This is a genomic window from Lacticaseibacillus thailandensis DSM 22698 = JCM 13996 (assembly GCF_001312865.1).
Lineage (GTDB): Bacteria > Bacillota > Bacilli > Lactobacillales > Lactobacillaceae > Lacticaseibacillus > Lacticaseibacillus thailandensis.
On the sequence record NZ_BBER01000001.1, the window covers coordinates 481836 to 495995 of the forward strand.

Consider the following 14160-nt stretch of genomic DNA (forward strand, 5'->3'; position numbering starts at 1 on the left):
TTACTTTACCTCCGTAGTTTCTGCGTCCGCGTGATCGAGCAGTGGGAAGCCCAACTTCTTGCGCTCATCGACAAAGGCCCGGGCGACTTTGTGCGCCATCTTGCGAATCCGACTTAGATAGCCGGCCCGTTCCGTCACGGACACGGCACCACGAGCATCAAGTAAATTAAAGGTGTGGCTGCACTTCAGGATGTAGTCGTACGCTGGGTGGACCAGACCGAGGTCCATCAGGCGCCAAGCCTCTTTTTCATAAGCGTTAAAGAAGTTGAGTAGCATGTTCTGGTTGCTTTCCTCAAACGCGTACTTGGAGTGTTCGTATTCGGGTTCCTTGAAGATATCGCCGTACTTGACGCCGTCACCCCATTCCAGGTCAAAGACGGACTTCACGTCCTGGATGTAGGATGCCAAACGCTCAACCCCGTAAGTAATTTCGCTAGTGACGGGGGAAACTTCGAGGCCACCGACGACCTGGAAGTACGTAAACTGGCTGACTTCCATGCCGTCCAGCCATACTTCCCAACCAACACCGGCACAACCCATAGACGGGTTCTCCCAGTTATCCTCAACGAAGCGGATATCGTGCTCCAGTGGGTCGATGTTCAGGGCCCGCAATGAGTCCAGGTAGTACTCCTGAATGTTTTCAGGCGACGGCTTCATGACCACCTGAAATTGGTGGTGCTGGAACAACCGGTTCGGGTTTTCCCCGTAACGACCGTCAGCCGGACGCCGCGACGGTTCAACATAGGCTGCGTTCCAGGGTTCTGGACCGATCGCGCGTAAGAAGGTGTACGGGCTCATGGTGCCGGCCCCCTTCTCCACGTCGTAGGACTGCATAAGCATGCAACCCTTGGACCCCCAGAAGTTCTGGAGGGTTTGGATCATTTCTTGAACGTTCATCTTTTTGACCATGATGCACTCCTTTGAATTGACGGTGCGAGACAAAAAGCGTCCCTATGCCAGTAACGGCATAGGGACGCTTGCGCGCGGTTCCACCCTATTTCATTGACATGGTGCGCCAATGCTCTTTAGTTAGTGGCTCAAAAACGCCAATCATCAGCTTGTGTGTTCCGGCTTCCACGATCCCGGATTCGCTGCCACAGCGGCTGATGACCCTTTTTCTCATCGCCTATTTTGTTAGTAAAAGTATAGCACGATTCGCGTTCTTCAACAAGAAACGGCATATCTATGCATACAGTCAGCTAGACTGTAAAGCCTGAGCTGTTTCGTTCGGGCCCAAATTAAGCTTGCCATACCAGGATGACGCTATTGTAGGTGTTGTTGCCACTGACCCATTTGGTCGATGAAGCGTTTGGCGCGGGGCGTGGCCCCCACCATGTCATCGTAGATACGGTCGAGCAACACGCGCAATTCCCGCCGGGTCGCTGGTGCCACCTGCACCTTGCCGAGTCGGGCCAACGGGACCGCGGCAAACGACCGTAATAGGTAAATGGCCTTAGCCGACGCATGGTACCGTCGCCCGTCTAGCGTCCAGTGATCCTGGCATAACACCCCACCATACTTTTCCGAAAAGTCTAGCGGCAAATCACGACGGTGACAAACCACGCAGTCTTGCCAGTGTGGTGCCACCCGAACGCGCCCAGCAGCTGCACCTCCGCGATGTTGGTCAAGATGGCCGCATCCAGCCCTGCATCCATCCGCCGCAATGCGGTGGCCGCAAAGTCGAACCATTGCGGAATGGGCTCACCATCGGGGTACGCCATATCAATGAGGGCCAAAATGTACGTAGCGTATGCATCCGTTTCGATATCGGCACTGATATGCGTGCACGCACTCACGTCCGCTGCCTGCCGGATGTAGGACAAACCATCAGCGCGGATGGTCCCCTCGTACACGGCGCTGGTGAACGGTAAAATTGCCGCAGCCAACTTAAAGCCCGGCCTGCGGGCGCGGTTGAACATGAACATCTTGGTGCCAAAGCGGTCCGTCAGTATCTTAACCAGTAAGTCAGATTCGCGGTAGGCCTGCCGGCTGATCACGATTCCCCGGAATTTTTGTGGCGCACTCTTCATGTTGACCACCCCCTACGTCTCAATTAAAAAAAAGTGCCCGGGCTGCCGCTCCTAGTTCAGCCGCATGTCCGCACACCCATAACAACAGCGTACCTGTGTACACCCTGTCTAGTTACGTAAATCCTTTGTGTTGTAACCCAAAGTCTTCAGGTAGGCATTGTTGTCACGCCAATCCTTTTGGACCTTGACCCACAGCTTTAAATTAACCGGTTCGCCCAGCAAGGCCTCAATATCCTGGCGGGACTTGATACCAATCTGCTTGAGCATGGAGTCACCCTTGCCGATAATAATGCCCTTTTGTCCCGGACGTTCAACGAAGATGGTCGCTTCAATCTGCAGCTTGCCCCCCGCATAGTCCTTCATCCGCTCAACAACCACCGCGGTGGCGTGGGGCACCTCGTCGTGTACTAGGGCCAAAATTTTTTTCGCGGATCAGCTCGCCAACCACGAAGTATTCGGGATGGTCGGTTAATTCATCATCTGGGTAGTACTGCGGGCCCACGGGCAGTTCAGCCGTTAACTGCTGCAACAGTTCATCCACGTTATTGCCCTGGGTCGCAGAAATTGGGAATACTTGGGCAAAGTCGTACATACCGTTGTACTTATCAATTAATGGCAACAAGTCATCCGGGTGTACCGCGTCGATCTTGTTGACCAACAAGTACACTGGCTTGGTCACGTGTGCCAGCTGGTTGATGATCCACTGGTCACCTTTGCCGGGCTGTTCGTCGGCGGCTACCATGAACAGAATCGCGTCGACCTGGTTAAGCGTCGACAACGCCGCCTGATCCATGTAATCGTCCAGAGCATTCTGGGGTTTATGGATCCCCGGGGTGTCCACGAAGACGATTTGCACGTCAGGGGCGGTGTAAATACCGTTGATTTTGTTGCGGGTGGTCTGCGCTTTGGGTGACATGATGGCCACCTTTTCACCCAGAATGCGGTTCATAAACGTGGATTTACCCACGTTAGGCCGCCCAATAATGCTACAAAGCCGGAATGATGTTCAGTCATGGTCATATCCCCCTTGGTGAAGTATCCTGGCAGCAGTTCACCCACCGTCGTGGCGTCCACTTCTCCATGCAGATTACTGAGGTACACCGGCGTGTCCGCGTCGGCAAATTCGGTCATCACCTGGCGGCAGGCACCACATGGTGACACCCCGTTAGGCGTGTCCGCAATGACCGCGATGGCACGAATGTGGCGGACACCGGCACTAGCGGCCGCAAAAATTGCGTTGCGTTCAGCGCACATAGTCAGGCCAAACGAAGCATTTTCAATGTTAGCCCCCGTATAGTGTTGCCCACCATCAGTGACGACGGCCGCACCCACGTTAAAGTGGGAGTACGGGGTGTAAGCGTTGATGCGGGCATCCTTAGCTTCGGCAACTAATCGTTCAATTTCAGTCTTATTCATCGTTTAGTGACCCCTATTACCGTTCCAGCCCAAAGGCGGACAGGATTTTTTTTCTTGTAACGGTATCATGACCGCTTCATCTTCTGGTTTGATGTGGTCGTAACCGTTCAAGTGTAAGAAACCGTGCACGACCGTGTAACCCAGTTCGCGTTGGAAACTGTGCCCGTAATCCACGGACTGTGCCCGTACCTTACCGGGCGCAATGAACAAGTCACCGATATTTTCCGGAATGCCCTCGAACCCACTCAGGTCCTCCTGCTCCCCATCCTCAATGGCAAAGCTGATCACGTCGGTCACACGATCCGTGTTGCGGTACTCGCGGTTAATGCGCCGAATCTCTTCATCGCTGACAATGGTGATCGACATTTCGGTGTCCGGTGCGGAACCGATTTGTTTGGCCGCAAAGTCGACCAGTTTAGGAACCAACTGCGCGTCGGCATCATCCAACAAGTGGTCATCATCAAAAAAAGCTCAGGTCCATGTTTTCTCCTTAATTCTCGTCCTTGTGTTCGTGGTGTTGTGCCGTTGTTCTGCTTGCCGAGCTGCTTGCCGGCTACCCGGACCGTTTGTACCCCGGTCATACGCGGCGATGATATCGGCCACCACGGGGTTGCGAACCACGTCATCGGTGCCAAAGTGGACGAACCGGATATGTGGTACTCGCGTCAGAATCTGTTCAGCCTGAATTAAGCCGCTCCGACCCTTGCTAGGCAAGTCAATTTGCGACACGTCACCGTTGACAATCATCTTGGAATTAAAGCCCAACCGCGTCAGGAACATCTTCATCTGCATCTGCGTGGTGTTCTGGGCTTCATCCAGAATGGCAAAGGCGGAATCAAGGGTGCGGCCCCGCATGTAAGCCAATGGTGCAATTTCAATCACACCGCGCTCCATCAGGCGATTCGTGTGCTCGGTACCCAAAACTGCGTGGAGCGCGTCGTAAATCGGCCGCAGGTACGGATCGACCTTTTCTTTCAGGTCCCCCGGTAAGAAGCCCAGGTTTTCACCGGCTTCAACAGCCGGCCGCGTGACGATAATACGCTCCACCTCACCGGCTTTGAGTGCGGCGACGGCCATGACCACCGCGAGGAAGGTTTTCCCCGTCCCCGCCGGGCCGATGCCGAAGGTTACGGCATTGTGCTTGATGGCATCCACGTACTGACGCTGGCCAAAGGTCTTGACCCGAATGGCTTTACCCTTGACGTCCTTGATCAACGACTCAGAGTACAAATCGGCAAAGTATTCCAAGGTGCCCTTTTGCGCCATTTTGACGGCACTAACCACGTCCTGGCCGGCCGGCTGAATTCCCTGTTGTTGCAGTGACAACAGGGCTTGCAGGACCTGGTAGGCGGCGCTGGTGTCCGCACTACTGCCCGTAATGCGGATGTCCTGGCCGATCACGGCGGTATCCACGTTCAGTCCTTCCTGGATGACGGTGAGGTTTGAGTTGTTTACGCCGATCAAGTTGATCATCTGATCGACCGACTCAATAGATAATGTTTTCGTAACTGAGTCTGTTGCCAAGAACATGCCTCCTGAATTTATTTGTAGCTCAAGTTTACCACACAAAGACAACGGGCAAACCGCAATCCGACGGGTACGACCACGAAAAAGTGGGGCGTGTCAGCAATTTGCTCATTGTATACAAACGTGGACCAGCACCAAACTATGCTGATCCACGGTAATTGATACGTTGGTAGCCACAAAATGTGCGCCAACCCACACCATTGCGCCATCATTCACTGGTATGCAACCGCTTCGTTGGCCAAATTAGTGGTCCGACTAGTTCAACTTAGCCTTTACCAACCGACTAACTACAGCGCCATCGGCCTTCCCCTTCACCTGGGGCATGACGGCCTTCATTACCAGACCGAACTGCTTAGCACTGGTGGCACCAGTTTTGGTAATAGCCGCATCCACAATATCACTGACCTCTTGTTCTGACAGCGGTTGTGGTAGGTAACGCTGAACGATCTTGATTTCTTGCTGGGTCTCGTCAGCCAGGTCCTGGCGGTTACCCTTAGTAAATTCATCGAGTGATTCCTTACGCTGTTTGAGTTGGGTCGACAGTACTGCGATTTCTTCGTCAGCACTGAGATCATGACCGGCCTGAATCTTGGCGTTAGTCAACGCACTCTTGAGTGAGCGGATCACGTTCAGGCCCACCTTATCGTGTGCCTTCATTGCGGTCTTCAAATCTTCCATCAACTTATCATTGAGAGCCATTACGTTTCCATCCTCTTACGTTTATTTGGTGCGAGTGCACCACGTCTAGTACCCGTACACTACTTTAACACTGTTGTGCGCCTGGCGCATAAAACCGGTAGCGGTGGGCAAAGTAAAACCACCCGCATGTAATCATGTGGGTGGTTGCGACGTACACTCTAAACTTGATTAGAACTTACGCTTCTTGCGCTTACGTGCCGCCTCAGACTTAAGCTTACGCTTAACGCTAGGCTTTTCGTAGAATTCACGCTTGCGGTATTCGGCCAGAGTGCCAGACTTAGAAACCGTCCGCTTAAACCGGCGGAGTGCATCGTCGAGAGATTCGTTTTTCTTAACAACTGTCTTTGCCATGTGCTATCCCTCCCTCCGGATCGGTGTAATTGCGGACGAATCGGCCCAACAATTCTTAAATATTATAGCTAAACACGGCCCCATCGTCAATGTTATCCTGCATAAAAATTGAAAATTACACCAGATGGTCCGCATTATTTCGGTGTGCCTACGCATTATGATATGATAGCGGTATCAAAGATGCACGTATTTTCATGCAGAAGGAGCAGATGCGCCCATGGCACGAACAATTAACTTTTATATTTTATCCGATGCGGTTGGCGAAACGGCCATGCAACTGGCCCACGCTGTTGCCGCCCAGTTCCCGCGTTTGACCCCGCGGTACCTCCGTTATCCATTCATTAAGTCCCACCACCAGCTACACGAGGTATTGGACAAAGCCAAGGAGGATGACGGGGTCGTCATCAACACGCTGGCGACTTCCGACCTGGCCGCCGACTCGGTGGCTTACGCCGAAAAAAATCGGCGTCCTCAACTTTGACGTCTTCTCCCCAATTGTACGGGGAATTAGTCAGAAGTTTACGGAGGAGCCAGTGGCATCTCTGGCGGGGTACACGACCTGAATGAACAGTACTTTGACCGCATCGACGCCATTGAGTTTGCCGTGACGTACGATGACGGTAAGGACCCGGCCGGCTTTCTCAAAGCGGACCTGGTGCTACTCGGGGTTTCACGGACCAGTAAAACGCCCCTGTCCCTGTACTTGGCAAATCGCAACATCAAGGTCGCCAACCTCCCCATTGTGCCCAAGTCATCCATTCCGGACGAAATTTACCAGGTCGACCCCAAAAAGATTGTTGGCTTGACTACCGACCCGCAAATTTTAATGGAATTTCGCCGGCAACGCATGCTGGCCTACGGGCTGAGCCCCGACACCACCTACTCGGCCCGGGAACAGGTCATGCAGGAACTAGATTATGCTAACCAGCTCTACGCCAAGCTCGGATGCATGGTAATCAATACCGCTCACCGTTCAATCGAAGAAACGGCCACCCTGATTATGGAGCACCTGGGGATGGATGTGTTCGACAACAATAAGTAACTACCAGCAATAATAGAGGAGCCAGCAACCACACGATGGTTACTGGCTCCTTTGAAATACCCTCAGCGAATTTGCGGTTCGTAAAACCGACCCATAATCTTGACCGCCTCGGTCATGGACACAAAGGCGTATTGGTCCGCCTTTTTAACGGCACTACCCAGATCATTCATTTCCGCGCGACTGATAACGGTAAACAGAATCGTCTTTTCTTGGTGCTTAAAGGCACCCTCAACGTCATGCACGATCGTAATGCCGTGCCGTAGCTCACTCTGGATGGTGTTAATGACCTCATGGGGTTTGGCGGTCACGATCATGACCTGTAAACGCTGCTGACGTGTGTACAACGAGTCAATGATGCGCCCATTAATGAAGATGGACAACGCGGAAATCAGTGCGTGCGGCCAACTATACATGGCCCCTGCCAGCACCACGATGATGATGTTAAACGCAATGTTGACCTGACCAATCGACGAACCGGTCCGTTTACGGATGACGAGCCCCAGAATGTCCAGACCCCCAGTGGAAATATTGTTCCGCAGGGCAAAGCCGGTCCCAAAGCCGTTGACCACGGCCCCGAAGATCCCGCAAATAATGGGATCGGTCGTCAGCGTGGGCACGTGGATCAGCCGTAACATGATGGTAGAGAAGACGACGGCCAAGAACGTGAACATCGTGAACCGGTGGCCAATTTTGCGCCAAGCCAGGATAAACAGCGGCACGTTTAGCAGGAAGAGCCACGTCCCGGTAGGAAATACGTCCGTCATTTTGATACCACCTGGTAGGGCAAAGTTGAACCAACGTTGCACCACAGCCGCAATCAGTTGGGCGCCCCGGTGATTCCGGAGGCGTAGACCCCACCTGGTTCCCAGAACATGTTCAGTGCGACAGACACACAGACGGCGTACAAAAAGGCAGCGGATAACCGACTCCAATTTTGATGACGGCGAATCAAACGGTCAAGCTCTTGCATAATGCTTCCTTCCCCATTTCGGAACCAACGATAATTAGTGTTTTTAGTATACCACGTTGGCCCAATCGGTAAATCTTCTGGTTACTCAATGTTGAGCTGCCGTGTCCACGTAAGTTAGTGAGGTAACCTGGTTGTCTGGGTGCATCACGGTGGCAGTACGGCATCCACAGGAGCGGGCGTACGCGTCCCATCTCGGCGGACCCTCCCAACGTAAAACGAGCCGGGACCGCAAATTCGCGGTACCTGGCTCGTTCAATGTTGTCCGCAATCACTACGTGCGGGCAGCACGGGCAGATTAAATATTGATAATTGAGCTCGCGCTGCAGCTACTTAAGCCTCAGGATCATCCTGTTCCTTGCTTGGATCAACCGTCACGCCAATACCTAGTGGTACTAACTGGTCAGGATCAACCGCCGTCGGGGCTTTAGTCATTGGTTCGCTAGCCTTACTGTTCTTCGGGAACGCGATGACGTCACGGATGTTGTCCTTGTGCGCCAGCAGCATGGCGAAACGGTCCAAACCGATGGCCAGGCCACCATGCGGCGGGAAGCCGTACTCCAGAGCATCCAACAGAAAGCCAAACTGGGCGTTGGCCCGTTCTGGTGTAAAGTCTAGCGCCTTGAGCATCTTTTCCTGGATCTCCCGGGTGTGGATACGGATGGAACCGCCACCCAACTCGTAGCCGTTTAGGATAATGTCGTAACTTTGGGCGTGGGCACTGTGTGGATCCGTGTCCAGCAAGTGCACGTCCTCTTCGTTTGGCATCGTGAATGGGTGGTGGGCTGGTACCCAGCGCTGGTCCCCTTCGTCAAATTCAAACAGTGGCCAGTCGACGACCCAGCAGAAGGCAAACTGCTGCTCGTCGATCAGACCCAGGTCCTTACCGAAGAAGGAACGCAGGTAGCCAAGGGTGTCGGCGACGACCTTGAACTTATCGGCGGCAAAGAGCACGAGGTCACCACTCTTGGCGCCTAGCGCACTGGTCAAGGCCTGACCATCACCAAAGAACTTGGCGATAGGACCGGAAATACCGTCGTCCGTCACCTTCATCCAGGCCAAACCGCGGGCACCAAAACGCTTGATGTAGTCGGCCTGCTTGTCAATCGCTTTACGGGAATACTTGGTAGCACCACCAGGTACCACGATGGCGCGCACCATACCGCCATTAGCAACCGCCCCACTGAAGACCTTGAAGTCGCTGTCCTTGACCACGTCAGACACATCCTGAATCTCCATACCGAAGCGCAGGTCGGGCTTCTCACTGCCGTAACGGTCCATGGCGTCTTGCCACTTAATGCGCCGGAACGGACGCTGAACCTCAATACCCATGACGTCGTGCATGACCTGGGCAATAAGCCTTCCGTCAAGTCCTGAATTTCCTCAGCGCTCAGGAAGGACGTCTCCATGTCGATCTGGGTAAACTCGGGCTGGCGGTCACCCCGCAGGTCTTCATCCCGGAAACAACGGGCAATCTGGAAGTAACGGTCGAACCCGGCCCCCATCAGCAGTTGCTTGAATAACTGCGGTGACTGTGGCAGAGCGTAAAAGGTTCCGGGGTATACTCGGGAAGGTACCAGGTAATCCCGGGCCCCTTCTGGCGTACTCTTAGTCAGATCCGGCGTTTCGATGTTCACAAAGTCGTGATCTTCAAAGTAACGGTTGGTGGACGCCACGATCTTTGAGCGGGTCATGATGGCCTTTTGCATTTCCGGCCGACGCAAGTCGAGGTACCGGTACTTCAACTTCAATTCTTCGGAGGCGTCGACGTTGTCCTCAATGGTGAATGGCGGCGTCTTCGCTTTGTTGAGAATCTCAATTTCGTGAACTTCAACTTCGATCTCACCGGACTTCAGGTTGTGGTTAACTTCCTTTTCACCACGACTCTTAACCTGACCGGTCACCGCAATGACGTATTCACTGCGGAGGGTGTTCGCCACGGCCAGTGCGTCAGGATCGAGGTCCGCCGAAAAGACCAGTTGCACCAACCCTGCACGGTCACGCAGGTCGACAAAAATCAAGTTACCGAGGCTGCGGCGCTTGCGTACCCAGCCCATTAGGGTGACGGTTTGGCCCAAGTTGGCCGCGGTCACGTCACCCGCATACATTGTGCGTTTCTTCATATTCATTCTCCTTAAAACTATTGTGCCGGTGTGGCAACTAATCCGCCGCGGTCAGCCGTGCTAACACGGCGCTAAAGTCATCAGTCAAGGACGCCTGTGGGAGCACTTCTTGGTGCCCCGTTGCCATGACCTTTACGCTGGCGGTGTGATCAGCCAACTCCTGGCTGCCCAAAGTGATGGTCAGCCGCGCACCGGCTTTGTTCGCCGACTTAAACTGGGCCTTGGCTTTACGGTCCATGAAGTCCATATCGGCGCTAAAGCCCTGCTTCCGGATGGCGGTTGCTAGCTGCAATGCGGTCGCCTGGGCCGCGGCGTCGATGGTGACGATGTACGTGTCCAACTGTGACGGCACTGCCTGGTCGCCCAGTAACAGCATCAGTCGCTCCACACCCATGGCAAAACCCACACCCGGTGTGTCGGGACCGCCCAGTTGTTCAACGAGGCCGTTGTACCGGCCGCCAGCCAAAACCGTGGTGTAACCACTGCCAAAGACGGGACTGCTACTCATGACTTCAAAAATCGTGTGGTTGTAGTAATCAAGCCCCCGCACCATGGTACTATCAACTTCGTAATCGATGCCCAAGGCGGTGAGGTTTTGCTTGACGGCTTCAAAGTGGTCGCGCGCCGCGTCGGTCAGGTAGTCCAGAATGGATGGTGCGTTGGCGACAATCTCCTGATCGTGATGATCCTTACTGTCCAGGATCCGTAGTGGGTTCTTAGCCAAACGTACCTTGGAATCATCCGACAATTCATCACGGTAAGGGGTGAGGTAATTGACCAAAGCCTGGTGGAAGGCGGTGCGGGTTTTCGGGTCACCCAGAGTATTAATGACAAACTTCAGGTTGGTGACCCCCATTGTCGTCAGCAGGTCGCGCGCCATCGCAATCGTTTCCGCGTCCAGCGCGGGACTACTACTGCCAAAGGCCTCAACACCAATCTGGTGGAACTGCCGTTGCCGGCCAGATTGTGGCCGCTCATAGCGGAACATGGGGCCTTTGTACCAAACCTTGTACGGCTTGCCAAATTCAGGGCCGTACAGCTTATTTTCCACGTACGCCCGCACGACGCCCGCGGTGCCTTCAGGACGGAGGGCCATCAACCGGTCACCCTTGTCCTTAAAGGTGTACATTTCTTTGGAAACAATATCGCTGGTTTCACCTGATGAACGGGCAAAAACATCAGCGTTTTCAAAAATAGGGGTACGGATTTCGTGGTAACGGTAACGGTTGAAAATGTCGCTGGCGACACTTTCGACGTGCTGCCAAGCTGCACTTTCTCCGGGCAGGATGTCCGCCGTCCCCTTTGGTCGTTGATATGCCATTTGCTTACTCTCCTCATGTTAATGTTCAAGTGTAGCCATTAACCGTTGTATTTGTTGTGCTCTCGTAGTCGGTGGCGCTAATAGCCATGTCAATGGTCGGGACCAAAAAAAAACACCCCTCGCCAATTGACGAAGGGTGCGTGCACGGTACCACCTTACTGTTTCACTCAGCCATAACGGTGGCGACCGGAGTAATATCAGCCTCAGGATTGTCTTGTCGACCATTCCCGGCTTACACTGTCCCGGGTCGCTGCATGCGGTCTCTTCTCGTCCATCACTGGCTACGAAAGTATTCAGTAATGATAGTACCATTTTCATTTCGTCTGTCAACCAAGTTGCGTAGCTTGGCGACTCCGTACTCTCGGTGGGTATAACGGCATGCTGGCTAGCCACCATACGGCCAGTCATCCCACCAGACCCGGATTGGTATCACAATCAAACGATAAATATTATGTTTAATTGGTGGACAACGCCGCCCACCCCCTGCGCTAACGGGGACGACTTTGTTATACTAGGACTTGTTTACGTGACCCGCACGCACCAGTGGCGGGCACACTATTGCGAGGAGTGTCGATGTAGCATGCGTAAGGAACAATGCCAAGCGGAACGTTCCCACCTCAAACGGTGGCCGCTAATCATTTTGACCACCACTTTGTTAATCATTGCCGTTGTCACGACCGCATTGCTGGCTAATACCCGTAACGTGGACGTGGATGCCACCGTTGTCAACGTCCGTCGTGGGCCCGGCTTGGCTTACGGGGTCGAGGGCCAAGTGACGCACGGTGCCCGTCTGGCCATCCTGGGTGAAAAGAATTCCTGGTACCGGGTGCGCCTCCCAGGTAACAAAGTTGGTTGGGTGGCTAGCTGGCTCGTCAACAATAATGAAGCCACGACTGGTGACGCTAAGACCGGCGTCACCACCGCCGCCGTGAACGTGCGGGCGTCCTCTACCGCGAATGCGCGCAAGTTAGGCACCCTCAAATCTGGCGCCAAGATCAAAGTGGTCTACCAAGAAGGTGCTTGGAGTCAGATCATTTATGACGGGACCGCCGCCTGGATCAGTAGTAAGTACGTCAAACTGGATGGTGCCAGCACCAATGTCTCCACTTCTGACCAGGCGCTGGCCAACGCTAGTGCCGCCGCAGCGGCCAACCTATCCGTGACCACCAAGCGCAACGCCAACCTACGCAACTCAGCCGGGATCAACGGTTCCGTCGCTAAAAATTTACCGGCGAACACCAAGTTAGCCGTGATCGGTGAAAGCGGTGAATGGTACGAGGTCAAAACCAATAGTGGTACGACTGGCTACGTCGCCAGTTGGGTAGTGACTACACCAAGCAACGGGACCAGCACCACCACGGCCACCAGCCTATCCGAAGCGACCATCGTCCTGGATCCTGGGCACGGGGGCAGCGACACGGGGGCCTTATCAACGGGTGATAAGTACGAAAAAAACCTACACGCTCCGCACCGCTGAGGCTATTCGCTCGGCCCTCGCGGCGGCTGGCGCCAACGTGGTGATGACGCGAAGTAGTGACACCTTCGTCAGTTTGGCTAAGCGGCCCAAGATTGCGCACCAGGTCAAAGCGGACGCGTTCATCTCCATCCACTTTGATTCCAGTCCGCAAACCAACGAGGCTAGTGGTCATACGGTTTATTATTACAGTAGTAAAAAGGATATCAGCCTTGCGCGCAACCTGAATACCGCGCTTAAAGGTGTGGGCACGCCGAGTCGGGGCATCGAATTTGGTGACTTTGAAGTGTTGCGGGACAACCAACAGCCGAGCGTACTGCTGGAAATGGGCTACATTAACGACAACTCCGACTTTAGCAAGATTCGTACCACCGCCTACCAGCAACGCGTCGCCGCGGACGTCGTCGAGGGGCTGCGGTCGTACTTTGAGAATGGTGCTCAGCATTAGCTGCCTGGTTAAAAAACGGATAGGACAAAAATTAGCGTTACGCGACGTTCAACTGAACATCCCGTAACGCTATTTGTATGCCTACACTGGACGGGGCCGCGACGACCAGTGACGACCAGTCACATGCCCGCAGCGACCATTTGCTGAAGCACCGCCGGCACCGCGCGCAGGGTGTCCGCAGTCGCCGTCGCTTGTGGTGCCGCATGCAAACCGTCAATATCAATGTAGATGGTCGCGAAGCCGGCCGCGCGCCCCGCATCGATATCGAGTGCCCGATCACCAACAACAACGGTGTGATGCGTCCCCAAACCGAATTCACGTTGCAGGTACAACAACGATTCCGGATTCGGCTTACGCGCAAAGTGCATGCTAATCGTTGTGCCCCCGGCGAACATACCGCGGAGATTATTGCGGTCCAACAAGCCCCAAGCCACGTCATCCCGGTGTGTCCACAAAAAGTTCCGCCCACCGTGGTGCACCACGGTTAGTAGTGCTGCCCGCGCTCCCGGGTACGGCTGCGGATTTAAGTTGGTTGCGTGCTCCTTGGCGTGATAGGCCTGATCTAAACCCGCCAGCGTAGTTTCCGGGTGGTGTTGGGTAAAGTCGCGCAGGATAGCGCGTACGGAGTCCTCTTTGGCCGCAACCAGTAGCTCATTTTCAGTACGGGTGTCACCATAACCGGCGAGCACCTCACGCAGGGCGGCCATCATTCCCGGGTACGTATCGAACAACGTACCGTCGAAATCCCAGATCACGTCCACG

The 14160-nt window shown here is 54.3% G+C and carries 6 protein-coding genes and 8 pseudogenes; 2 read left to right on the plus strand and 12 right to left on the minus strand.

Annotated elements, in window-relative coordinates; translation table 11 throughout:
- The 8 genes and pseudogenes from glyQ to rpsU all read right to left on the minus strand — a co-directional run bounded on the left by glyQ (window position 1) and on the right by rpsU (window position 6023).
- Entirely contained in the window at window positions 1-909 is a 909-nt protein-coding gene (gene glyQ / locus JCM13996_RS02360; protein ID WP_054749448.1) for a glycine--tRNA ligase subunit alpha, read from the minus strand.
- Window positions 910-1263: 354 nt separating this feature from the next.
- A pseudogene (recO, locus tag JCM13996_RS02365) lies at window positions 1264-2030 on the minus strand (DNA repair protein RecO).
- 108 nt (window positions 2031-2138) lie between these two features.
- A pseudogene (gene era, locus JCM13996_RS02370) lies at window positions 2139-3044 on the minus strand (GTPase Era).
- Between the two features lie 3 nt (window positions 3045-3047).
- Window positions 3048-3446 (minus strand): annotated as a pseudogene (gene cdd / locus JCM13996_RS02375) (cytidine deaminase); the annotation flags it as partial.
- 16 nt (window positions 3447-3462) lie between these two features.
- A pseudogene (ybeY, locus tag JCM13996_RS02380) lies at window positions 3463-3896 on the minus strand (rRNA maturation RNase YbeY).
- A gap of 21 nt (window positions 3897-3917) precedes the next feature.
- Window positions 3918-4970 carry a PhoH family protein gene (locus JCM13996_RS02385; RefSeq protein ID WP_082383764.1) on the minus strand — a complete coding sequence of 351 codons (1053 nt, stop codon included), beginning with the start codon at window positions 4968-4970 and terminating at the stop codon, window positions 3918-3920.
- A 258-nt stretch (window positions 4971-5228) separates the two neighbouring features.
- Window positions 5229-5672: a GatB/YqeY domain-containing protein gene (locus JCM13996_RS02390; protein WP_054749449.1), complete on the minus strand. Its 444-nt coding sequence runs from the start codon at window positions 5670-5672 to the stop codon at window positions 5229-5231.
- Window positions 5673-5840: 168 nt separating this feature from the next.
- Window positions 5841-6023, minus strand: coding sequence for a 30S ribosomal protein S21 (gene rpsU, locus JCM13996_RS02395; RefSeq protein WP_054650674.1), 183 nt, complete (start codon window positions 6021-6023; stop codon window positions 5841-5843).
- 217 nt (window positions 6024-6240) lie between these two features.
- Between rpsU and JCM13996_RS10755 the strand changes: the two are divergent.
- Window positions 6241-7065 (plus strand): annotated as a pseudogene (locus JCM13996_RS10755) (pyruvate, water dikinase regulatory protein).
- Between the two features lie 62 nt (window positions 7066-7127).
- Here JCM13996_RS10755 and JCM13996_RS02405 read toward each other — a convergent pair.
- From JCM13996_RS02405 to hisS, 3 genes and pseudogenes are all read right to left on the minus strand, one after another.
- Window positions 7128-8035, minus strand: a pseudogene (locus tag JCM13996_RS02405) (YitT family protein).
- 330 nt (window positions 8036-8365) lie between these two features.
- Window positions 8366-10155 (minus strand): annotated as a pseudogene (gene aspS, locus JCM13996_RS02410) (aspartate--tRNA ligase).
- A 37-nt stretch (window positions 10156-10192) separates the two neighbouring features.
- Window positions 10193-11476, minus strand: a complete 1284-nt coding sequence (hisS, locus tag JCM13996_RS02415; protein WP_054749450.1) for a histidine--tRNA ligase — start codon at window positions 11474-11476, stop codon at window positions 10193-10195.
- Between the two features lie 580 nt (window positions 11477-12056).
- On the opposite strand from hisS, the pseudogene JCM13996_RS02420 reads away from it, so the two are divergent.
- Window positions 12057-13398, plus strand: a pseudogene (locus tag JCM13996_RS02420) (N-acetylmuramoyl-L-alanine amidase family protein).
- Between the two features lie 119 nt (window positions 13399-13517).
- Here the strand turns inward: JCM13996_RS02420 and JCM13996_RS02425 are convergent.
- On the minus strand, window positions 13518-14159 hold the full coding sequence (locus JCM13996_RS02425) for an HAD-IA family hydrolase (protein ID WP_054749451.1): 642 nt from the start codon (window positions 14157-14159) through the stop codon (window positions 13518-13520).
- Window position 14160: the final 1 nt, after the last annotated feature.